Source organism: Streptomyces sp. NPDC031418 (assembly GCF_055581605.1).
In genome coordinates, this window is sequence record NZ_JBVIJC010000001.1 from 139,469 (window position 1) to 161,050 (window position 21,582).

General features: G+C 71.7%; 15 protein-coding genes and 1 pseudogene. 3 read left to right on the forward strand and 13 right to left on the reverse strand.

Features of this window, described 5'->3' with window-relative positions:
* Positions 1 to 176: 176 nt before the first annotated feature.
* The 5 genes from ACZ5CZ_RS00640 to ACZ5CZ_RS00660 form a co-directional block, all read right to left on the reverse strand.
* A complete protein-coding gene (locus ACZ5CZ_RS00640; protein ID WP_468937964.1) occupies positions 177 to 581 on the reverse strand; it encodes a DUF7919 family protein in 405 nt (134 codons plus the stop codon).
* Positions 581 to 5,170: a putative adhesin gene (locus tag ACZ5CZ_RS00645; RefSeq protein ID WP_468937966.1), complete on the reverse strand. Its 4,590-nt coding sequence runs from the start codon at positions 5,168 to 5,170 to the stop codon at positions 581 to 583. Before ACZ5CZ_RS00645 ends, ACZ5CZ_RS00640 begins: the two co-directional genes overlap by 1 nt.
* Positions 5,171 to 5,268: 98 nt before the next feature.
* Positions 5,269 to 5,793, reverse strand: coding sequence for a DUF1990 domain-containing protein (locus ACZ5CZ_RS00650; protein WP_468937967.1), 525 nt, complete (start codon positions 5,791 to 5,793; stop codon positions 5,269 to 5,271).
* 71 nt (positions 5,794 to 5,864) lie between these two features.
* Entirely contained in the window at positions 5,865 to 7,511 is a 1,647-nt protein-coding gene (locus ACZ5CZ_RS00655) for a M4 family metallopeptidase (protein ID WP_468937969.1), read from the reverse strand.
* Between the two features lie 252 nt (positions 7,512 to 7,763).
* Positions 7,764 to 9,827, reverse strand: coding sequence for a M4 family metallopeptidase (locus ACZ5CZ_RS00660; RefSeq protein ID WP_468937971.1), 2,064 nt, complete (start codon positions 9,825 to 9,827; stop codon positions 7,764 to 7,766).
* Positions 9,828 to 10,152: 325 nt separating this feature from the next.
* Between ACZ5CZ_RS00660 and ACZ5CZ_RS00665 the strand changes: the two genes are divergently transcribed.
* Complete coding sequence (locus ACZ5CZ_RS00665) at positions 10,153 to 10,638, forward strand: hypothetical protein (protein WP_468937973.1); 486 nt, start codon at positions 10,153 to 10,155, stop codon at positions 10,636 to 10,638.
* Positions 10,639 to 10,719: 81 nt separating this feature from the next.
* Here the strand turns inward: ACZ5CZ_RS00665 and ACZ5CZ_RS00670 are convergent, their stop codons facing one another.
* Genes ACZ5CZ_RS00670 through ACZ5CZ_RS00685 form a run of 4 tightly spaced genes read right to left on the reverse strand, consistent with a single transcriptional unit; the run spans position 10,720 to position 14,320 of the window.
* Positions 10,720 to 11,364 (reverse strand): response regulator, encoded by a 645-nt coding sequence (locus ACZ5CZ_RS00670; protein ID WP_385839862.1) that lies wholly within the window; start codon positions 11,362 to 11,364, stop codon positions 10,720 to 10,722.
* Complete coding sequence (locus ACZ5CZ_RS00675) at positions 11,354 to 12,643, reverse strand: sensor histidine kinase (protein ID WP_468937976.1); 1,290 nt, start codon at positions 12,641 to 12,643, stop codon at positions 11,354 to 11,356. Before ACZ5CZ_RS00675 ends, ACZ5CZ_RS00670 begins: the two co-directional genes overlap by 11 nt.
* A gap of 25 nt (positions 12,644 to 12,668) precedes the next feature.
* A complete protein-coding gene (locus ACZ5CZ_RS00680) occupies positions 12,669 to 13,403 on the reverse strand; it encodes an ABC transporter permease (protein WP_468937978.1) in 735 nt (244 codons plus the stop codon).
* Positions 13,400 to 14,320: an ABC transporter ATP-binding protein gene (locus tag ACZ5CZ_RS00685; protein WP_385839859.1), complete on the reverse strand. Its 921-nt coding sequence runs from the start codon at positions 14,318 to 14,320 to the stop codon at positions 13,400 to 13,402. The genes ACZ5CZ_RS00680 and ACZ5CZ_RS00685 overlap by 4 nt, the downstream gene beginning before the upstream one ends.
* Before the next feature lie 183 nt (positions 14,321 to 14,503).
* Here ACZ5CZ_RS00685 and ACZ5CZ_RS00690 point away from each other — a divergent pair, with 183 nt between their 5' ends.
* On the forward strand, positions 14,504 to 16,351 hold the full coding sequence (locus ACZ5CZ_RS00690) for an ABC transporter ATP-binding protein (RefSeq protein ID WP_468937981.1): 1,848 nt from the start codon (positions 14,504 to 14,506) through the stop codon (positions 16,349 to 16,351).
* Positions 16,348 to 18,261 carry an ABC transporter ATP-binding protein gene (locus ACZ5CZ_RS00695; protein WP_468937984.1) on the forward strand — a complete coding sequence of 638 codons (1,914 nt, stop codon included), beginning with the start codon at positions 16,348 to 16,350 and terminating at the stop codon, positions 18,259 to 18,261. The genes ACZ5CZ_RS00690 and ACZ5CZ_RS00695 overlap by 4 nt, the downstream gene beginning before the upstream one ends.
* 5 nt (positions 18,262 to 18,266) lie before the next feature.
* Here ACZ5CZ_RS00695 and ACZ5CZ_RS00700 read toward each other — a convergent pair whose 3' ends face one another.
* From ACZ5CZ_RS00700 to ACZ5CZ_RS00715, 4 genes and pseudogenes are all read right to left on the reverse strand, one after another.
* Positions 18,267 to 19,511: a hypothetical protein gene (locus ACZ5CZ_RS00700; RefSeq protein WP_385839856.1), complete on the reverse strand. Its 1,245-nt coding sequence runs from the start codon at positions 19,509 to 19,511 to the stop codon at positions 18,267 to 18,269.
* A 29-nt stretch (positions 19,512 to 19,540) separates the two neighbouring features.
* Positions 19,541 to 20,320 (reverse strand): annotated as a pseudogene (locus ACZ5CZ_RS00705) (dolichyl-phosphate beta-glucosyltransferase); the annotation flags it as partial.
* Positions 20,321 to 20,432: 112 nt separating this feature from the next.
* The gene (locus tag ACZ5CZ_RS00710; protein WP_468937988.1) at positions 20,433 to 21,065 is read right to left on the reverse strand and encodes a hypothetical protein; all 633 of its coding nucleotides are present in this window, start codon (positions 21,063 to 21,065) and stop codon (positions 20,433 to 20,435) included.
* Positions 21,066 to 21,075: 10 nt separating this feature from the next.
* The gene (locus ACZ5CZ_RS00715; RefSeq protein ID WP_385839854.1) at positions 21,076 to 21,582 is read right to left on the reverse strand and encodes a SigE family RNA polymerase sigma factor; all 507 of its coding nucleotides are present in this window, start codon (positions 21,580 to 21,582) and stop codon (positions 21,076 to 21,078) included.

Genomic DNA, 21,582 nt, shown 5'->3' on the forward strand with positions numbered 1-21,582 from the left:
CAGCTCGTCGCTAGAGGCGCTGCGCAGGAGGGGCCCGGAGGAGTCGCCGCTGCCAACGAAACCCACCACGTGGCGAACCCTGCTACGAAAACTGCGAGTGGCGGACCGAAGAAGCAAGCCCTGCTCCTCTCCTTGTCGCTCAGGTTTTGGCGAGAACTCCGAGAAGGATAATCGACTCAGTTCATCACCGCCTCTATGAACTCAATCGGTGGCATATATCCGTGATCGATTACATAGTGAATGATCAATGTGGGGGCCGCGTAAATTTTTTTACTGACTGTCGCGACGATGATTTCTCCATTTCCGAGATGGGCGGTCTTTCCTGATTTCGTATTCGTTACCTGTAGGGGGGATCGCCGATCACAGAATTCGCAATGGTGTACACCCCGTGTGAGGTTTGCTGGGTTGCTGGCTCTGTCGATGAGGTGGTCGACAAACCCTGCCGGACAATTCCCTGTAGGGAAATCCCTGCCACCGCCTAGCCATCCGACGTTGAGGATCCTTTCCGCGTTCTCGGGCGGATTAGGTGGCCATACAGTCTTCCAGTACTCGTACGGAGATAGGTCTCTGTAGTATGTCATCAGTGATCCCAAATCGAAGGTCCGTTACGACATGCGGCCCAATGCGTAGGTCCCATGTGAGGATACAGGAGGTCGCTCAAATTCATGTCTCCTACTACATCGATGGACTCGCTCATTCTAGGTAGTTCTGGAGCTGGACTGAGGGTGTAGTTTGGTATGAGGGCACCTTCTTGGAAGGTTTCGACCGGACTCCAGTTGATGCCCTGCTCGACGTCTAGTGCCGCCCGGTTATCAAGACCAGTTCCGTGGGGGCTGTAGAAGGTTATGGAGCTTCCTTCTGGAACGGTAAAGAAGCCGTTCGATGGATCCCAGCTTCCGTGTCCCGAGAAGGCTAGTTCACCGTCTGCCCGTCCGCCCGGGATCACTTCGCCGAGGCCAAGTCTTGATGCTTCGTCGGAACGGCCGCGAGTGCGGCCCCTCGTCCCCGTCTCACTTGGACACGGAGCCAACCCGAGGTAGTCAACCCGCACATGCGGGTTCCTCACATATGTGGCTGGGTTGGGTGCAGGCGCTAGCCCCAGTGGGTCCGGGGTGAGGTAGCGGGCCGTTTCCGGGTCGTAGTGGCGGAAGTAGTTGTAGTGGAGGCCGGTTTCGGGGTCGAAGTATTGGCCTGGGAAGCGTAGGGGGGTGTAGGTCGTGCTGTTTGTTGTCCAGGCCGTTGTGCCCCAGAGGGTGCTTCTGGTGCGCCAGGCTATGTTGCCCTGTTCGTCCACCAGTTCGCTCGGGGTGCCGACCAGGTCGGTGATGACGGCGAAGAAGCGGGAGTCGATCTCCGACTGGGGGGTGGTGATGCGTTCCGTTTGGGAGAGGGGGCGTAGGCCCTGGTGGTCCCAGGTGAGGGTGACCGGGTTGGGGTAATCCCCCGAGGTTGTGGTCTGTTCGCAGAGGGTTGTGCCGTCCCAGGTGAACTCCACCCGCTCCAGGACCGTCTCGCCGTCCTGCGACATGCGGAGTTTCGCCGTGCGGCGGCCCAGGGGGTCGTAGGTGTAGCGCCAGAGGGTGCCGTCGGGGGTGATCACCGAGGTCAGGCGGTCTTCGGTGTCCCACTCGTAGCGCCAGGTGTCCGGCTTGCGGGACAGGCGGGTCTTCTGGCGCAGGGTGATGCGGCCCAGCGCGTCGTGTTCGTAGCGGACGTTGCCGGCTCGGGTGATGCGGGTGCCCGCATAGGAGCGGGTGCCGGTGGCCTCGCCACCAGGGTGGTTTGCCGGCCAGGAGGCATAGGTCTGGTTGCCTGCCTCGTCGTAGGCGTAGCGTTCCGTCCAGTTCGCCGCGTGGACCGCCGTTACCCGGCCTGTGGTGTCCAGGTCGAAGTGGCGGGCGCCGTTGAGCTGGTCCTGGATGCCGATGATGTTGCCGTCGGCTCGGTAGGTGTAGGTGCGGTGCTGGATCGTGCGGCCTGCGGTGCCGGTCACCGACTGGGTGGTCAGGCGGCCCATGGGGTCGAAGGTGTGGTCCAGGGTGACCGTGCCGGCGATCTGGCGGGTCAGTTCGCGGCCTGACGCGTCGTAGGTGAAGTCGATCGAGCGGCCCGAGGCCACCATGCCGGTGCGGCGGCCCGCCGCGTCGTACGACCAGGTGGTGACCGCGCCCGTCGGCGTCGTGCGGCCCGTGCGGCGGCCCAGACTGTCGTAGGTGTAGGTCACCGTGCGGCCGTCGACCGTCTCCGAGCGCAGGCGGCCGAGGTGGTCGCGCAGGAGGGTCAGGGTCGTGCCGTCGGGGCCGGTCGCCTGGGCGAGTTGGTCGGTGAGGTCGTAGGAGTAGGTGGTGGTTCCGTCCGCCGTGTGCTTGCGGAGGATCTGGCCGAGGGCGTCGCGTTCGTACGACGTCGTCCGGCCGAGGGCGTTCCGTCTGCTGACCAGGCGGCCGGCCGCGTCGTAGGCGTAGGTGAGTGTGCGGTCGTCGAAGTCCGTCTCCGCGAGCAGGCGGCCCGCCGGGTCGTAGGTGTACTCCCAGGTCAGGCCCTGCGGGTTGGTGACCTTTGTGAGGCGGAGTTCGGCGTCGTGGGTGAACTCGTAGCGGACGCCGTCCGGGCCCGTGCGGGCGGTCAGCAGGTCGAAGTGGGTGTACTCGAAGTGCGAGACGCCGCCCAGGGGGTCCGTGTGGGTGGTGCAGTTGCCCTCGCCGTCGTAGGTCCAGGTCTCCGTCGTACCGTCGGGGGCCGTACGGCGGGTCAGGTGGCCTTCGACCGACCATTCCAGACGGGTTCGGGCGCCCGTCGGGTCCGTGATCGTGATCGGGCGGCCCTGGGCGTCCCGCTCGTAGGCGGTCACCGCTCCCAGGGGGTCCGTCACGCGCAAGGGCAGGCCTGCGCGGTCGCAGACGACCGTGGTCGTGTGGCCCAGGGGGTCCGTGACCGATATCAGGTGGCCGGACTCGTTGTAGGTGAATCGGGTGGTCCCGCCCGACGGGTCCGTGACCGATGTGCGGTTGCCCCGGTCGTCGTAGGTCTGGCGGATGACCGTGCCGTCGGGGTTGACCAGCTTCACCGGGAGGCCGAGCGCGTTGTACTCCGCCCTCGCCTCGCGGCCGTCCGGGCGGACGACCGAGGTGAGGTTGCCCTCGTCGTCGTAGTGGAAGGCCGTCGTGTGGCCGAGCGGGTCGGTGGTGGAGAGGAGGCGGTTGTGGCGGTCGCGGACGTAGCGCGTGGTCGCGCCCAGCGCGTCGGTCTCCGCCACCACCTGCCAGGCCGCGTCGACGAGGTAGCTGCGGGTGTGGCCCGCGCCCGTCGTCGCCGTTGTGGTGCGCAGGCCTGTCGCCGGGTCCGGGTCGGTGTAGGTCAGGCGCAGGGCCATGTGACCGGCCGAGCCGCCCTCGGCGATGCAGCGGTCCTGGTCGTCGTACGCGTAGGTGTAGCTGCGGTCGTTGGTGTCCGTCCAGGAGGTGACGCGGCCCCGGTCGTCGTAGGTGAAGCGGAGGGGGAGGTTGGAGGAGTTGATGACCTCGGTGAGGTTGCCGTCCGTGTAGCGGAAGCGTTTCAGCTCCTCGCCGGTGGCGGACAGGTGGTACGCCGTGATGCGGCCGGAGTCCGTGGTGATGCGGACGCCCTGGCCGGCGCTGGTGTGGACGGCGAGGGGGGTGCCCTCCGCGTCGTACTCGAAGGTGAGGCGGTTGCCGTTGCGGTCGTCCATCTGTTGAAGGACGGCCAGGCTGTCGCCCCGGTCGGCGAAGTGCCAGGTGCGGAGGGTTTCCGGGTCGGTGATGGTGTAGCCGCCGGCCACGCGGTCCAGGGGGCGGCGGGGGCCGTGGGCCGGGAGCGTGGGCAGGCCTGGGGCCGGGTGGGGGTAGGACAGGAGGAGGCCGTCCTCCGTGACGTGGATGACGCCCTCGGCGTCTATCTCCAGGCGCTGGTCCAGCGTCGAGGACCAGGAGGGGCCGAACCAGCGGCCCAGGTGGTAGCCCGATTCCACGCGCCGGGTCAGGGCGAGGGGCAGCGCGCCGGGGAGGGTGACGTCCGTCTGCGGCAGGTACATCTTGCCGGTGGCGAGGTCGACGGGGTCGGTGCCTTCGCTGCACCGTGATGCGTCGGGGCGGGAGGGCTCGTGCGGGTCCTCGGAGACCTGGTCCCGGGGAGTTTTCGCGTCCGAGTCCTCCAGGCCCTCCGAGTCCTCCAGGCCCTCCGAGTCCTCCAGGCCCTCCGAGTCCTCCAGGCCCTCCGAGTCCTCCAGGCCCTCCGAGTCCTCCAGGTCCTCCGGGTCCTCCGGGTCCTCCGGGTCCTCCGGGTCCTCCGGGTCCTCCGGGTCCTCCGGGTCCTCCGGGTCCTCCGGGTCCTCCGGGTCCTCCGAGCCCTCTGCGCCCTCGGGAGACGCCGGTTCCGGAGCTTCGTCTTCATGCTCGGTGCCCGTGTCGGGCGCGTCTTCGGGGCCTGTCTCGGAGTCTGCGTCCGCTGCGTTCGCGGGTTCCGGGGCGTCATCGCCGTCGGTCTGTTCGGCTTCCGGTTCCGGAGCCTCGGGTTCTTCTGCGTCCGTCGGTTCGGGAGCGTCCGTGTCGGTCTGTTCGGCTTCCGGTTCCGGAGCTTCGGCTTCCTCCGCCTCCGTCGGTTCGGGAGCGTCGGCGTCGGGTTGCTCGGCTTCCGGTTCCGGGGCGTCGGTCTCCTCCGGTGCGCTGTCGGCTTCCTCCGCGCCTGAGGGTTCCGGAGCCTCGTGTTCATGCTCGGTGCCGGTGTCGGAGGCGTCTTCGGGGCCGGTTTCGGAGTCTGCGTCCGCTGCGTTCGCGGGTTCCGGGGCGTCATCGGCGTCGGTCTGTCCGGCCTCCGGCTCCGCAGCGCCGGGTTCTTCTGCGTCCGCCGGTTCGGGAGCCTCGGCGCCGGGATGCTCGGCCTCCGGCTCCGGAGCCTCGGCTTCCTCCGCCTCCGTCGGCTCCGGAGCCTCGGCGCCGGTCTGTTCGACTCCCGGCTCCGGGGCGGCGGTCTCCTCCGGTGCGCTGTCGGCTTCCTCCGCGCCCGTCGGCTCCGGGGCATCGGCACCCTGCTCGGTGCCCGCGTCGCGCGTGTCGGTCGGCTCCGGGGCGTCCACCGGCTCCGGGGCGTCAACGGGCTCTGCTGACGGGGCCTCTTGAGGTGTCTCGGGCTGCTCGTGCCGACGGTCGCTCATGATCGAGATTCTGGCATTGCCACGTCAAGCAGATGGCCGGCCGTCAACTCTCTCTCCAGTTCCGAGCGTCAGCAACCGTCACACCGGGGACAGGGCGCTCAGGCCTCCGACTCCGACCCCGCGCACAGGCGCTTGAGGACCACCCCGCACCGCCGCGCATACGCGTGCTGGAGGGTGCGGGTCGCCGGGCCGCCCGCACGGGCGTACCACTTGGCGGCCTTGCTGAAGGCCGCGATCGTCAGCCAGACCGTACCGTCGCCGGTGCGTTCGACCAGGAAGGCCTCCTCGCCGCATTCGGGGTGGCCTTCGAGGGTGCCGTAGGCCCAGCCCGCGCGGCGGGGTTCCTCGGCGGTCCATATGATGCGGCAGGGAGCTTTTATGAGGCCGGCCAGGGTGACGGTGACGTCGACGCCGGGGGCCGCGCGGTCGGCGGTGGCGTCGATGCCGACGCCCATGGCGCGGTGCATCTCCCAGGTGAGGACCGCCTCGGCGGCCCGGCGGAAGAGCTCGGTGCCCTCGCCGAGGCGGGTGCGGACGAGCATCGGGTGGAAGCCGGGCGGGCAGTGGGTCAGGTCGTCGCGGGTCGCACCGACCGGCTCGTAGGTGAAAGGCGCCGAGGACATGGGTCACAAGGGTAGGGCGGTACCCGGAAGGCTCTTCTTCCGGGTACCGCCCTGGAGCAACTAGCCGCTCACTACTTCACGTTGACGCCGGTCCAGGCCGCCGCGACCGCGTTGTACTCGGTGCTGCCGGAGCCGTACAGGTCCGCCGCCGCGCTCAGGGTCGCCGCGCGGGCGTCCGAGTAGTCGGTCGTGGAGGTCATGTACTCGGTCAGCGCCTTGTACCAGATCTGAAGCGCCTTGGCGCGGCCGATGCCGGTGACCGTGGAGCCGTTGTAGGTCGGGGAGTTGTACGACACTCCGTTGACCGTCTTCGAACCGCTGCCCTCCGAGAGGAGGTAGAAGAAGTGGTTCGCGACACCGGACGAGTAGTGGACGTCCAGGTTGCCGACGGAGGAGGACCAGTAGTCCGCCGAGCCGCCGTCCTTGCTGGGCTTGTCCATGTAGCGCAGCGGGGTGCCGTCGCCGTTGATGTTGATCTTCTCGCCGATGAGGTAGTCACCGGGGTCCTTGGCGTTGTTGGCGAAGAACTCCACGCCGGTGCCGAAGATGTCGGAGGTCGCCTCGTTCAGGCCGCCGGACTCGCCCGAGTAGTCGAGGCCCGCGGTGTTGGAGGTGACGCCGTGGCTCATCTCGTGGCCGGCCACGTCCAGCGAGGTCAGCGGGTCGGCGTTGCCCGAGCCGTCGCCGTAGGTCATGCAGAAGCAGCTGTCGTCCCAGAAGGCGTTGACGTAGCTGCTGCCGTAGTGGACGCGGGAGTAGGCGCCGACACCGTCGTTCTTGATGCCGCTGCGGCCGAACGTGGACTTGTAGAAGTCCCAGGTCTCCTGCGCGCCGTAGGCGGCGTCGGCGGCCGCGGTCTGGTCGGAGGAGGAGGTGGAGGCGGTGCCGGTGCCGAAGGAGTTGGTCGAGCTGCTGACCAGCGTGCCCTTGCCGGACGTCTTGCGGGCCAGGTTGTAGGTCTTGTGGCCGCCGCGCGTGGCGTCGGTCAGGTTGTACGTCCCGCTCGCCTGCGTGGTGGTGAGGCTGACGGTGCCGGAGTACAGGGTCTTGCCGGTGCCGGTGGCGTTCTCGATGCCCTGGTACTCGAAGAGCTTCTTGCCGGTGGCCGCGTCGGTGATGACGTGCAGCTGGTTCGGGGTGCCGTCGTCCTGGAGGCCGCCGACGATCGTCTCGTAGGCGAGGACGGGCTTGCCGGAGCCGGCCCAGATCACCTTGCGGGCGCCGTCCGCGGTGGACTTGGCGGAGCCGAGGGTTCTGGCGGCGGACACCGCCTGCTTCTCGGCCTTCGCGGCGCTGATCTGCGGCGTGAGCGAGGCGACCTTGATGGCCGACTTGTTCGCCTTGGTGATGCCCTTGGTCTTGCCGGACTTGGCGGTGTGCACCACCAGGTCGCCGCCGAGCACGGGCAGGCCCGCGTAGGTGCGCTCGTAGCGCGTGTGGACCGTGCCGTCGACGTCCTTGACGACGTCCTTGACGATCAGCTTCTCCTTGGCGCCGAGGCCTATCTTCCGCGCCGTCTCGGCGGCGCCGGCCTGGGCCTGCTGGATCAGGGAGGCGTGGGCGGCGACGGAGACCGCGGCCGGGGCGCCGGCCAGCGGCTTGGCCGTGGGCTGGGCGGAGGCGGTGGTGGTCACACCGGTGGAGAGCAGGGCTCCGGCGGCGACAGCGGTGGCGATGGCCAGAGTGGTGCGCTTGTGACGCGCGTAGAGGGGGCTCACTCAAAGCTCCTTCTCGTGGGGAGTCCGGTCAGCGTGGGGTCACTGGACCGGCAGTGTGGGGTTGTGAAGTTGCGGTGCTGCTGCGGCGGGTGGAGAGAGAGTGACATCAAGGGCGCGTACATGTCAGGACCCTGAAGTGATGTTGGCTGGAAATCGACGTTCAGGTGAATGTTGCGGCCGTGTGAACCGGGTACCCCCCGAGCTGCTCCGTGCCTCGGGCGGCGCCCAGTTACAGGCTCTCCGGGGTGTGCTTTAGGGGAACGTCAGCTTCCAGCCGTTGAGGGTGCCGCTGTCGTAGGTGGCCTGATCCTGCACCCGCAGTTTCCAGGTTCCGTTGGCCGGTTCGGCGGCGGCGTTGACCGTGTAGGTCTCGTTCACGTCGGCCGCCGAGTCCGAGGAGCTGAAGTCCTTCAGCCGGTACGCGGTGCCCGACGGGCCGATCAGGTCGATCACCAGGTCACCCCGGTAGGTGTGCGTGATGTCGACGCTGACCTGGAGGTTGCCCGGCGCGTTTCCGCTCCTGCCGGAGACGGTGATGGACGACGTGACCGCGGGCCCGTTGTCGGGCACCGCCACCGGCGAGGTGTTCTCGTACGACGTCCCGCCGCCGGTGCCGCCACCGGAGCGCGAGCCGACCCCGACGCCCGCCCAGGCGTCCTGCACCGCCTTGTACTCGGCGCTGGAGGTGCCGTACAGCTCCCCGGCCGCCGCGAGGGTGCCGGTGCGGGCGCCCGCGTAGTTGGTCGTGGAGGTGAACTTGGTGGTGAGCGCCCGATACCAGATCTGAAGCGCCTTGTCCCGGCCTATTCCGGTCACCGGAAGCCCGTCGGCGGTGGGCGAGTTGTAGCTCACGCCGCCGATGACCTTGGCGCCGCTGCCCTCGCTGAGCAGGTAGAAGAAGTGGTTCGCCGGGCCGGAGGAGTAGTGCACGTCGATCCCGCCGATGCCCGAGTACCAGCTGTCCTTGGACGAGCCGTCCTTGCTGGGCTTGTCCATGTAGCGCAGTGGGCTGCCGTCGCCGTTGATGTCGATCTTCTCGCCGATGAGGTAGTCACCGGGGTCGGAGGAGTTCTTGGCGTAGAACTCCACGCCGGTGCCCATGATGTCGCTGGTGGCCTCGTTCAGGCCGCCGGACTCCCCGCTGTAGTTCAGGCCGGCGGTGTTGGAGGTGACGCCGTGGCTCATCTCGTGGCCGGCCACGTCGAGGGCGGTCAGCGGGTGGGTGTTGCCCGAGCCGTCGCCGTAGGTCATGCAGAAGCAGCTGTCGTCCCAGAAGGCGTTGACGTACGCGTTGCCGTAGTGGACGCGGGAGTAGGCGCCGACGCCGTTGTTCTTGATGCCGCTGCGGCCGAAGGTGTTCTTGTAGAAGTCCCAGGTGACCGCGGCGCCGTAGTGCGCGTCGGCGCCCGCGGTGGCGGCGTTGGAGGTGGTGCCGTTGCCCCAGGTGTCGTTCGACTGCGAGAACAGCGTGCCGGTGCCGCTGCTGCCGTGGTTCAGGTTGTACGTCTTGTGGCCGCCCCGCGCGCCGTCGGTGAGCGAGTACGACGAACCGGACTGGGTCGTGGTCAAGGTGACCTGCCCGCTGTACTGGGTGTTGCCGATGCCGGTCCGCACGGCCTGGTACTCGAAGAGCCTCCGGCCGCTGGTGGCGTCGGTGATCACGTGCAGCCGGCTCGGGGTGCCGTCGTCCTGGAAGCCGCCGACGACCGTCTCGTAGGCGAGCACGGGCTTGCCGCTCGCCGCCCAGAGCACCTTGCGGACGCTGTCCGTGGCGGGCTTGTCGCCGCCGAGCGCCCTGGCCCGCCGTACGGCCTGCTGCGCGGCGGCCGTCCGGGAGACCGCCGGGGTGAGGCTGGTGCCCTTCAGGTCGGCGGGTGAGGCCTTGACGACCTCCATGGTCTTGCCGGCCCTGTTCGTGTCCACGATCAGATCGCCGCCGAGCACCGGCAGGCCCGCGTACGTCCGCTCGTAGCGGGTGTGCAGAGTGCCGTCGGCGTCCTTCACCACGTCCTTGACGACCAGCTTCTCCTGGGCGCCGAGGCCGATCGCGCGGGCCGTCGCGGCCTTCGCGGCGTCCGCGTGCCGGATCAGCTCGGCGCGCTGCGAGGGGCTGAGCCGTACCGCCGCGTGGGCCGGATCCACCTGGCCGGCCCGCGGGTTCGCCGGGGCGGCGCTGGCGGCGCCGGACTGGACGGCGGCGGCGATCAGCGCGGCGACACCGGCGAGTGCGACGGTCGCGGTACGGCGGTGGGAGAGGTGGGAGGTGGTGCGGTGCGGGGTGTGGGAGGTGCGTCCGCGAGAGGCGTTGCTTCTCAACACTGACTCCTTCTGCGTGACCGCGGGTCGCGCGGCCAGGGGAGACCGGACGGTGGGTCGATGCGTCCGGGCAGAGCGGGGCGTTGCGCGGAACCAGGTGCACAGCCGCCGTGCAGAGCGGGTGAAGCTGTGGGGTTGCTGTGAGGCGGCTCGGGAAGAGTGGCAGGGGATCACGGTGGCTGTCAGGACCGCGTCACGAACTTGGCCGGAAATGGTTCGTTGACCGGATGTTCATGTCCGCTATGCGGACCGCTTGCCCGGTGGCCATTTCCGGGCGTCCCCTAGGGTGGTCCCGGCGCGCGGGGCGCCGGACACGGGGGGCGCGATGAACGGGCGGGGAACACTGGGGCGCGCGGTGCGCGTGGGCCTGCTCGTGGCGGGCGTTCCGGCGCTGCCGTGGGCGGCCCTGTGCCTGGTGGTCGCCGCGGTCGAGTTCCTCCGCGGCGGGGACACCGCGCTCGCCGCCTCCGACCTGCGCGCCGCCGGCCTGCTCGTCGGCGGCACCCTGCTCATCGGCGCGCTGACCGGACTGGTCCTCGCCGGCGTACTGACCCTCGTCGCCCGGCTGCTGCGCGGCACCGCGGGCCTGGTCCTCGCGGGCGCGCTGCTCGTCGGGCTGCTCTTCCCCGCCGTACTCCTGCTGCTGGGCGCGGCGAGCGACGGCGGCTACGCGGAGATCGCGGTGGCGTTCCTGCTGTGGCCGGTGATGGCCGGGGTGGCCGCCTTCCACAGCCCCGACATCGTGGGCCGTACCCGCGACCGCGCCTGGCTCTGGCGCCCGGGTCCGGCGGCACGGCTGCGCCGGGGCTGACCCGGAGGACGAATCGGGCGGCGCCGGTCACCCCGGTGGGCCCGCGCGCCGCACACGCCCCCGCACCGGCCCAGCGGGCGGTCAGCCCAGGATGCCCCGGTCGTACGCCACCGCCACCGCGGCCGCGCGGTCGCTGACGCCCAGTTTGGCGTACAGGTGGGTGAGATGGGTCTTCACCGTGGCCTCGCTGATGAACAGCTCGCGGGCGATCTCGCGGTTGGAGGTGCCCCTGGCGACCAGGGCGAGGACCTCGCGCTCGCGGGCCGACAGCGGCTCGTTGCCGGGTGAGCGGGGCGCGCGGACCGCGTGCACCAGCCGGGAGGCGACCGCGGGGGAGAGGACCGTACGGCCCTCGGCGGCGGCCCGCACCGCGGTGCAGAGTTCCTCGCGCGGGGCGTCCTTGAGGAGGTAGCCGGTCGCACCCGCCTCGATCGCCGGAAGGGTGTCGGAGTCGGTGTCGTAGGTGGTGAGGACCAGCACCTTGGCGCGGGCGCCGCGGCGGGTCAGCTCGCGGATGGCGTCCACCCCGGAGCCGCCGGGCATGCGCAGGTCCATCAGGATGACGTCCGGGTCCAGGGCCGCGGCCCGGTCGACCGCCTCCACCCCGTTCGCGGCCTCGCCGAGGACGGTGAAGCCGGGCGTGGACGCGAACATGCCGCGCAGACCGTCCCGGACCACCGGGTGGTCGTCGACGATCAGCAGGGAGATGGAGGGCTCAACGGTCATCGCCCACCAACGGTACGCGAACCGACACCGCCGTGCCGTGCCCCGGTTCGGACTCCACGGTGAGGGCGCCCGCGATGCGTTCCGCGCGGGCTCGCATGCCGGCCAGCCCGAACCCCCCGGCCCTGGTGCGGGCCGGTACGGCGGCCGGATCGAAACCGGTGCCGTCGTCGCGGATGTCGAGGCTCACCTCGTCGCCCATGAAGGACAGGGTGACGCCGACGCGGGACGCGCGCGCGTGCCGGGCCGCGTTGGACAGCGCCTCCTGGGCGATGCGCAGCAGGGTCGCCGCGACCTCGTCGTGCAGCTGCTCGGCGGTGCCGGTGACGGTGAAGTCCGCCCGCACACCGGTGCGTTCGGCCCACTCTCCGACCGTCTTCTTCAGCGCCTCCGGCAGCCCGTCGGCGGCCAGCGCGACCGGCGCGAGATTGTGCACCGAGCGGCGGGCCTCCCCGAGGCTGTGCCGGGCGAGGGCACTGGCGCGGTCCAGATGGGTGCGGGCGGTGGCCAGATCGGGGGCGTTCGCCACGACCTGGAGCTGGGCGATGATGCCGGTCAGGCCCTGGGCGAGGGTGTCGTGGATCTCGGCGGCCAGCCGGCGCCGCTCGTCGGCGACGCCCGCCTCCCGCGCCTGGAGCAGGAGTTGGGCGTGCAGCGCGGCGTTCTCGTCCAGCGCCTGCTGCAACGCGGTGTTGGTGCGCTCCAGTTCGGCGATGGTCTCGGCCTGCACGAGGGCGTGGGTCTGCTCCTGCTCGGCGTACCGGGTGAAGGCGCTCACCAGGCCCATGTTGACGGCCAGGACGAGGAAATAGCCGACCCACAGGACCGGCCCGTGCGGCGGCCAGCCGCCGATCTCGCTGCCGGCCATGGTGACGGCGGTCAGGAAGAGACCCGGCATCACCCAGCGGCGCGGCAGCTCCCGGGCCGCCGTGTAGTAGCCGGTGACGGCGTAGAAGGCGAAGAACGGGTTGGCCCAGGTCAGCACGAAGGCGATGGCCCAGCGCAGCAGATAGAGGCAGACCCCGGTCCGGCTCGCGCCCGGCCGGGTGCGCCGCACCGTGCCCCAGTACAGCTGGAGGGCGACGGCCGCGGGCACGAGGGCGGCGGCGACGACCGTCGCGGACCGGTGCATCCCGGTCAGCCGGGAGGACAGGGCCGCCGCCAGGACACCGGCGGCCAGCAGCATCCAGGGGCCCCAGCGGTCGAAGGTCGCCCGGGGCTGCCCGGCCGCGCCGCTCCTCGTCCCGCCGTCGCTCATCGTCGTACCCCCGCCGCTCGTCATCCCCCCAGTGTCCGGCACGGCCCGCTCACTCCCAGCGGAACCAGCGGGCCGCCGCGGCGGTCAGCAGCACGGTCCAGCCCGCGAGCACCCCCAGGTGGGACCAGCCCGGCCAGTTGCCGGCGGCCGCCTCGCCCAGCGCCCGGGCCGCCGCACCGAACGGGGTCAGCTGCACCACGCGGGCCAGGGTGTGCGGCATCTCCTGCACCGGCAGCCACAGCCCCGCGCAGAACATCATCGGGAAGAACACCGCCGAGCCGATCGCGCTCGCGATCTTCGTGGTGCGGGACAGCGCCGAGACGACCGAGCCGAGGGCGAGCGCGGCGAGCGCCGCGAGGACCAGGGCCAGCAGATAGCCCCCCGGCTGCTCGGGCAGCCGTACGGCGAAGGCCAGCCGGCCGACGGTGAGCGCGAGCAGCGCCGAGGCCAGCGCGACCGTGCCCTGCACGGCCATCTGCGCCGACAGCAGCGCCGACGGCCGTACCGGCGTGAGCCGCATCCGGCGCAGGATGCCCCGCTCCCGGTAGCCGGTCAGGGCCTGCGGCAGCGACTGCACCCCGGACATGATCAGCGCGATCAGTACGGCGATGGGGACGTAGGCGTCGACCGGCCGCAGCCCGCCCAGGGACGCGTCGGGCCTGCGGAAGGAGGGGATCGAGCCGAGGATCACCAGGAGCAGCGTCGGGAACAGGAAGATCCAGAAGACGGCGCCGGGCTCCCGGCGGAACAGCCGGAACTCGGTGCGCAGAACGGCGGTGTTCATGCCGTGGCCTCCTCGGCCGTGCGGTTGGTCAGGTCCAGGAACGCGTCGTCGAGGGTGGCGTCGACCACGCGCAGCTGACGGGCGGTGATGTGGTGCCGGGCGAGCAGGGTGATGACCGCGTCGACGGTCTCGTCCGTGCCGGAGAGGGTGATCCGGCCGTCCTTGCGCTCGATCGAGGCGAGCGCGGGGAGACCGGCGAGGGCGTGGTCGTCCAGCGGGACGGACGGGGTGAAGCTGATGACGGTCGCGCCGGCCGAACGGCGGATCAGCCCGTCCGGGGTGTCCAGCGCCGCGACCCGCCCCTTGTCGATCACCGCGATCCGGTCGCAGAGCCGCTGCGCCTCCTCCATGAAATGGGTGACGAGCAGCACGGTGACGCCGCTCGCGCGGACGTCCTCGATCAGCTGCCAGGTGTCCCGGCGGGCGCGCGGGTCGAGCCCGGTGGTCAGCTCGTCCAGCACCACGACCCGGGGGTTGCCGATCAGGGCCAGCGCGATGAACAGCCGCTGCTGCTGCCCGCCGGACAGCTTGGCGAACCGGGTGCCGAGCTTGGGGACGAGACCGAGGCGTTCGGCGAGCGGCCGCCAGTCGGCGGGGCGCGGCGAGAACGAGGCGTACAGCTCCAGCGCCTCGCGGACGGTGAGCTTGGGCTGGAGCTCGCTCTGCTGGAGCTGGGCGCCGAGGACCAGGGCGACCCGGTCGTGGTCGGCGACCGGGTCGAGCCCGGCGACCCGGACCCGGCCGGCGTCGGGGACCCGCAGCCCCTCGACGCACTCCACGGTGGTGGTCTTGCCGGCGCCGTTCGGGCCGAGGATCCCGAAGATCTCGCCCTCCTCGACGGCGAAGGAGACGCCGTCGACCACGGCGCGGCCGCCGTAGGACTTGCGCAGACCGGTGACTTCGATGACGGATGGCATGCATCGAGACTCCCGCCCGGGCGGGGTCCGGCACATCGGCCGGCCCGCTCGAAACGGCATCAACCGATCGGTTGATGCGCCGCTACGACCCATCGGTGCGCGGGGGTCCTAGGGCCAAGGGCGGAGGGTGGCCCGGCCAAAACTCGGTGGGCGATGTCAGTGCCGGTCCGTACGCTCGCGGTGATGCCCACGACACGTGCAACCACCGAGGACCGCTCCACCGTCCGCAGCCTGCTGCGGCTGTGGCCGTTCGTCCGCCCCATCGGCTTCCGGCTGTTCGGCGCCGCGCTGGTCGCGATCACGGCCTCCTGTACGGGGCTGGTGATCCCGCTCGTGCTGAAGTGGATGGTGGACGGCCCGGTCGCCCACCGGGACCCGGCCGGGGTCTGGCTCGGCGCGCTGTACCTGCTGCTGCTCGGCCTGGCCGAGGCGGTCCTGTTCGGGATACGGCGCTGGCTGGTGGCGCGTCCGCTGTCCTACGTCGAGGCCGAGATGCGCGGGCGGCTCTACCGGCACCTCCAGCGGCTCCCGGTGGCCTTCCACGACCGCTGGGCCTCCGGCCAGCTGCTGTCGCGGGCCACCACCGACCTGATGCTGCTGCGTCAGTTCCTCGCGTTCCCGCTGACGTTCCTGCTGGTCAACGGGGTGACCATTGTCGTGGGCGTGGTCATCATGCTGGTGCAGGACTGGGTGCTGGGGCTGGTCGTCCTCGCGCCGGCCCTGCCCGTGATCTGGACCTGCGCGCTCTTCGAGCGGCGGTACGCCGAGGTGGCCCGCCGCGCCCAGGACCAGGTCGGCGATCTGACCACCCTGGTCGAGGAGAGCGTGCTCGGCATCCGCATCGTCAAGGGGTTCGGCCGGCACCGCAGTCAGGCCCGGGCGTTCCGCGCGCTGTCGGGCACGCTGCGCGGCACCGAGCTGCGCAAGGCGCGGCTGCTGGCGGCCATCTGGGGCGTCATCGTGACCCTGCCCGAGCTGGCGATCGGGGCGGCGCTGGTGCTGGGGGCGGTCCGGGTGGCCGACGGCGAGCTGTCGGCGGGGACCCTGGTCGCCTTTCTGAGCACGGCGCTCGCGCTGCGCTGGCCGGTGGACTCCATCGGCTTCCTGCTGGCCATGAGCCAGGAGGCGGCGACGGCCACCGAGCGGTACTTCGAGGTGCTGGACGAGGCGCCGGAGGAGACCACGGCCCGGGACGGCGGCGCCCACCGCGGCGAGCAGGACGGCGCCCGGCCGGGACTCAGCTTCCAGGGCGTCCAATTCCGCTACCCGGACGCACCCGCCGGCTCCGCACCCCTCCTCGACCACGTCGACCTGCATGTCCGGCCCGGCGAGTCCATGGCCCTGGTCGGCGCCACCGGCAGCGGCAAGACCACCCTCACCGCGCTGGTGCCGCGGCTGCACGAGGTCACCTCCGGCCGGATCACCCTGAACGGCGTCGACATCACCGCGATGCCCCGCGCGGAACTCCGCGCCAAGGTCTCCGTCGCCTTCGAGGAACCCACCCTCTTCTCCGCGAGCGTCGGGGAGAACGTCCTCATGGGCGCGGAGGACGGCGCGGGCGAGGAGGAGTTGGACCGCGCCCTTGCCATCGCCCAGGCCGACTTCGCGCACGCCCTCCCGCAGGGCACCGGCACCCGGGTCGGCGAGCAGGGACTCAGCCTGTCCGGCGGGCAGCGGCAGCGTCTCGCGCTGGCCCGCGCGGTGGTCGGCCGGCCGGAGTTCCTGGTGCTGGACGACCCGCTGTCCGCGCTGGACGTGCACACGGAGGCCGCCGTGGAGGCCGCGCTGCGGCAGGTCCTCGCCGACACCACCGCGCTGATCGTGGCCCACCGCCCGTCCACGGTGCTGCTGGCCGACCGGGTCGCCCTGCTCTCCGGCGGCCGGATCGCGGCCGTGGGCACCCACCAGGAACTGCTGCGCACCAACGCCGAGTACGCGCATCTGATGTCCGGGGAACCGGCCGGAGCACAGGGCGAACGGGAAGAACAGCGCGAACAGGGCGAACGGGAAGAACAGGGAGACCACCGGTGACCAGCACGACCGCCTCCGCCGCCCCCGCCGGCCGTGACGACCACGACGGCGACCGGGGCGACGACCCAGACCACGCCGCCAACGCCGCCCACGCCGCCCGGGCGGCCCGGCCCGCCGGCGAGGACCCCTTCGACCGGGACGTCCTGCCCACCCCGCCCGGCGCCACCGCCGCCCTGCTGCGCTCGCTGCTGGCGCCGATGCGCGGCCGGGTCCTGTTCACCACGCTGCTCCTGCTGCTCCAGCAGGCGGCCGTGCAGGCGGGCCCGCTGCTGGTGGCGTACGCCCTCGACACCGCCGTACCGGCGTTCCGGGACCACCGGCACGGGCCGCTGGTCGCGGTCGCCGTCGGCTATCTGCTGTGCGCCCTGCTCTCCGGCGGGCTCCAGTTCTGGTTCATCGAGGCGTCGGCCTGGGTCAGCCAGGACGTGCTGCTCGACCTGCGCGGCCGGATCTTCCGGCACGCGCAGGCGCTGAGCATCGACTTCCACGAGCGGTACACCTCCGGACGGCTGATCTCCCGCTCCACCACCGATGTCGAGTCGCTGCGCGAACTCCTCAACGAGGGCTTGCAGGAGCTGGTGACCGTCATCCTCTCCTTCGTGTACATCTCCGCGCTGCTGCTCTGGCTGGACCTCGGGCTGGGCGCGGTGGCGGTCGCCTCCTTCGTCCCGCTGTACCTGCTCGTCCGGCTCTATCAGCGGCGGGCCGGGCGGGTGTACCGGGAGCGGTCGACGGCGATCGCCGCGGTGATCGTGAAGTTCGTGGAGACGATGAACGGCATCCGGCCGGTGCGCGCCTTCCGCCGGGAGGCCGCCAACGACGCCGAGTTCAGCGCGCTCAACACCCGGCACGAGCGGACGAACGGGGACGCGCTGCTGGAGATGGCCCGCTATGTGGTCGGCTCCCGTCTGGTGGCCAACACGGCGGTCGCGGGGATCGTGCTGTGGGGTGCCTACCGGGTGGCGTCCGACTCGCTGGAACTGGGCGTGCTGGCCGCCGCCGTGCTGTATCTGCGGCGGCTGTACGACCCCATCGACCGGCTCGGCATGTTCCTCAACTCCTACCAGTCGGCGGCGGCCTCCCTGGAGAAGATCGCCGGACTGCTGGCCCAGACGCCGTCCGTGCCGGAGCCCTCGGACCCGCGTGAACTCCCGCCCGCCAAGGGCGACTTCCCGGGCCGTGAGGTCGTCTTCGACGGGGTCTCCTTCGGTTACCGCACCGGCGGCGAGGTGCTGCCCCGCTTCGACCTGACCCTGCCGGCCGGACAGACCGTCGCGGTCGTCGGCTCCACCGGCGCCGGCAAGTCCACCCTCGCCAAGCTCCTCGCCCGCTTCTACGACCCCTCCGCCGGCCGGGTCCTGCTGGACGGGGTGGACCTGCGCGAGCTGGCCGCGCCGGAGCTGCGGCGCGGGGTGGTGATGGTGACCCAGGAGGCGTTCCTGTTCTCCGGGACGGTCGCGGACAACATCGCCATCGGCCGCCCGGACGCCACCCGGGAGGAGATCGAGCGCGCCGCGAAGGCGATCGGCGCGCACGAGTTCATCAGCGCGCTGCCCGACGGCTACGACACGGACGTCCGCAAGCGCGGCGGCCGTATCTCGGCCGGGCAGCGCCAACTGGTCGCGTTCGCCCGGGCGTTGCTCGCCGACCCGGCCGTGCTGATCCTCGACGAGGCGACCAGCTCCCTGGACATCCCCGGGGAACGGGCCGTCCAGCGGGCGATGTCGACGGTCCTGCGCGGCCGTACGGCCGTGGTCATCGCCCACCGGCTGTCCACGGTGGAGATCGCGGACCGGGTGCTGGTGATGGAACACGGCCGCATCGTCGAGGACGGCCACCCGACCGAACTGATCGCCGGCACCGGCAGGTTCGCCAACCTGCACAAGGCCTGGCGGGACAGTCTGGCGTAGCCCGCCTACGGCACCCCCAGCTCGAACAGGGCGTACCCCGCGTACGAGCCGGAGGCCAGGGCGGCGATGCCGAGCAGGGTGCACAGCAGGGGCAGCGACAGCCGGCGCATCGCGGCCGCGAGGGGCAGGAACAGGGGGAAGCAGGGCAGCAGATAGCGGGAGACGTTGGCGAAGATCTGCTGGCTGCCGAGGACCAGGGCGAGGGTCAGCACGGTGTAGACGACCAGCATGGCCGGGGGGCGCAGGCGCAGCAGCAGGGGGAGCAGGGCGAAGGCGAGCAGGACCACGGCGACGCCGATGACGTCGGAGAAGGGGTAGGAGAACAGATAGCCGCCGAAGTGGCCCACGGGCACGGACGTCAGCACGTCCAGGGTCTGCTTGCCGTAGTCGAACTCGTGCGCCCATGCGCCGGACTGGAGCTTGAAGTACCCGGTCAGGTCGCCCATCCGGTCGCCGACCCAGAGCAGATAGCCGAGCAGTCCCAGCGGGGCCAGGGCCGCCGCCAGCAGCGGGCGCGCCACCCCGTCCTCGCGCCGGCGCAGGGCGAGCAGCGCGGCGACGCCGAGCGCGGCGACCAGCGCGGCGGCGGTCGGCCGGTTGAGGCCGGCCGCGAAGGCGAGCGCCCCGGCGGTGAGCCAGCGGCGCGTCATGACCGCGTAGGCGGTCCAGACGGCCAGGGCCACGTAGAGGGAGTCGGAGTAGACCGCCCACTCCACCCCGGAGCCCGGCCACACCGCCCACAGCCCGGCCGCGGCGAACCCCGCCCGCCGGCCGCCGAAGCGTTCGGCGACGGCGTACACACCGAGCGCGGCGGCGAAGGACGCGAGGACGGAGACCAGCAGCCCCGCGCCGTACGAGCCGAGGCCGGTGACCGCGGAGGTCAGCCGCATCAGCGCCGGGTAGAGCGGGAAGAACGCCGCCGAGTTGCCCTCCAGCGTGATCAGGCCGGTGGCGCCCGGGACCGGGACCAGCTTCGGGTCGTAGCCGTGCAGCGCGATCTGCTGGTACCACCAGCCGTCCCAGGTCGCCAGCACGTCCCACACATGGGCGCCGCCGCCGAACCGCGGGTCCTTGGTGCGGTAGTCCCCGGCGGAGGACAGCAGATACATGAAGGAGCAGAAACCGGCCAGCTTCAGGCTGCCGTACAGCGCCAGCACCGGGCCGTGCCGGCGGGCGGCACGGCGGAGGCGGCCGGAGCCGGGTGCGGTGTCCACGGGCGGGGCCTCGACGGGGGGCAGGGTCGCGGTCATGCCGCCGGCCGTCCGGTGCGCGGGCGGCGGCGGGCCAGCTCGCGCCGCATCCGTACGATCCCGCGCAGATCGGCCAGCGCGGTGGCGACGATGTCGACGCTGCTGTCCGGGTCGTCCACCCAGTCCACCGGCACCTCGTGGATGCGCAGGCCGGCCCGTTCGGCGTGCACCAGCAGCTCGGTGTCGAAGAACCACTCCCCGTCCCGCACCAGTGGCAGCAGCCGCTCGGCGGCCTCCCGCCGCACCGCCTTGAAACCGCACTGCGCGTCCGAGAAGCCGACGGCGAGCGTGCAGCGCAGCAGGACGTTGTAGCAGCGCGAGATGACCTCCCGCTTGGGGCCGCGCACCACCCGCGCACCGGGCGCCAGCCGGGTGCCGATGGCCAGGTCGGAGTGGCCGGATATCAGCGGGGCCACCAGCGGCAGCAGGGCCGCGAGTCCCGTCGACAGGTCGACGTCCAGGTAGGCCAGCACGGGTGCCCGGGACCCCGTCCAGGCCGCCCGCAGCGCCCGGCCGCGCCCCTTCTCCGGCAGCCGGAGCGAGACCACCTCGGGCAGCTCGTCCGCGAGCCGGGCGGCGATGGCCGGGGTGCCGTCGGTGCTCGCGTTGTCGGCGACGGTGATGCGGAACGGGTAGGGGAAGGTGTCCCGCAGATGCGCGTGCAGCCGCCGGACGTTCGGCTCCAGGTCCTTCTCCTCGTTGAACACCGGTACGGCCACGTCCAGGACGGGCTCCTCGTGGTGGGTGGGCAGCGGTGTGCGCCGGGGTGCCGGTGCCAGGGCCGAGGACCGGCCGGTGCGGAGTTTCATCACGTGTCTTCCCCGTTTGTTGCTGGTGGTCGGGCATGCCGCGGGCATGTGGCGGCATGCCGGTGACATGCGGTCGGTGGTGCGGGTCGATGGGTGGTGCGGGCCGGTCGGGTCAGCCGGGTGGTCCGGACCGTGCCGAGGAGGTGGCCGAGGAGGTGGCCGGGGGACCGGCCGGGATGGTCGTCGTCGCGGTGACCGGCGGGGCCGTGGCCGGCTCCCGCGCGGTGGCGGACGCGGTGGCGGAGGCGCTGGCGGTGGCGGACGGAGGCCGCGGGCTCGTGGTCGCCGAACTCCCCGTCGTCGTGGGCGGGTAGGACGCCGAGGCGGTGTTCTCGGGGGGTGCCCCGGCCGTCGTCGGGGGGACCGACGGCGGCGCGGTGGGGGTGGCCGACGGCGTCGCGGGCGAGGTCGGGCTCGGCCCGGGCGTCGCGCTGCTCGCGGGCCGGGGCTGCGGGGCGCTGGGCCGGTCGTCGGTGTGGCCGTGCGGCCACAGCAACAGGCCGAGGCCCAGCCCGGCGACGACGACCACGGAACCGGCGGCCCGGCGCGCCGCCCGCACCCGGCGACGGCTGCGCACACCCGCGCGCAGCCGCTCCCGGTGCCGGGGCTCGAAGGGCGTCTGCTCCTGCGCGGTGCGCATCAGCCGGGTCAGCTGCCGCTCGAAATGATCCGGGCCGGCGGCGCGGTCCCGGTGGTCGGCGTCGGCCCCGTCCCGCACCCGCTTCAGGTGGTCCAGCTCGTCCATGGGTCCTCCCTCACCCCACCGGCTCGATGACGTCGGCCAGCAGCAGGCGCAGCCTGGCCACTCCGCGCGCGGCATGGGACCGGGCCGTGCCCACCGGGCAGCCCAGGGCCTCGGCCACCTGACGGTCGGGCAGGTCCTGGTAGTAGCGCAGCACCACGGCGGCCCGCTGCCGCGGCGTCAGCTGGGCGAGCGCCGCCTCCAGCCGGGACCGCTCGGCCACGGCCGCCGACAGATCACCGGTCACGGCCTCCTCGGGCAGCTCCGCGACGGGCCGTTCGCCCCACCAGCGCCGCCGGGCGGAGCGGGCCGCGGCCCGCGCCAGCACCGTGCGCACATACGCCTCCGGCGCCTCCTCGGCGACCTTCGGCCACACGAACCACAGCTTGACCAAGGACTCCTGCAACAGGTCCTCGGCCCGGTGCCGGTCCCCTCCGGTGAGCAGACGGGCCAGGTGGAACAGGACCGACCAGCGGGCCGCCACGAACGCGTCGTACTCACCGGCCCGTGCCTGCTCCAT

Coding starts and splice junctions, on each gene's coding strand:
- ACZ5CZ_RS00640 (WP_468937964.1), bottom strand. CDS start 581: ATGACATACTACAGAGACCTATCTCCGTACGAGTACTGGAAGACTGTA.
- ACZ5CZ_RS00645 (WP_468937966.1), bottom strand. CDS start 5,170: ATGAGCGACCGTCGGCACGAGCAGCCCGAGACACCTCAAGAGGCCCCG.
- ACZ5CZ_RS00650 (WP_468937967.1), bottom strand. CDS start 5,793: ATGTCCTCGGCGCCTTTCACCTACGAGCCGGTCGGTGCGACCCGCGAC.
- ACZ5CZ_RS00665 (WP_468937973.1), top strand. CDS start 10,153: ATGAACGGGCGGGGAACACTGGGGCGCGCGGTGCGCGTGGGCCTGCTC.
- ACZ5CZ_RS00670 (WP_385839862.1), bottom strand. CDS start 11,364: ATGACCGTTGAGCCCTCCATCTCCCTGCTGATCGTCGACGACCACCCG.
- ACZ5CZ_RS00675 (WP_468937976.1), bottom strand. CDS start 12,643: ATGACGAGCGGCGGGGGTACGACGATGAGCGACGGCGGGACGAGGAGC.
- ACZ5CZ_RS00680 (WP_468937978.1), bottom strand. CDS start 13,403: ATGAACACCGCCGTTCTGCGCACCGAGTTCCGGCTGTTCCGCCGGGAG.
- ACZ5CZ_RS00685 (WP_385839859.1), bottom strand. CDS start 14,320: ATGCCATCCGTCATCGAAGTCACCGGTCTGCGCAAGTCCTACGGCGGC.
- ACZ5CZ_RS00690 (WP_468937981.1), top strand. CDS start 14,504: ATGCCCACGACACGTGCAACCACCGAGGACCGCTCCACCGTCCGCAGC.
- ACZ5CZ_RS00700 (WP_385839856.1), bottom strand. CDS start 19,511: ATGACCGCGACCCTGCCCCCCGTCGAGGCCCCGCCCGTGGACACCGCA.
- ACZ5CZ_RS00710 (WP_468937988.1), bottom strand. CDS start 21,065: ATGGACGAGCTGGACCACCTGAAGCGGGTGCGGGACGGGGCCGACGCC.
- ACZ5CZ_RS00715 (WP_385839854.1), bottom strand. CDS start 21,582: ATGGAGCAGGCACGGGCCGGTGAGTACGACGCGTTCGTGGCGGCCCGC.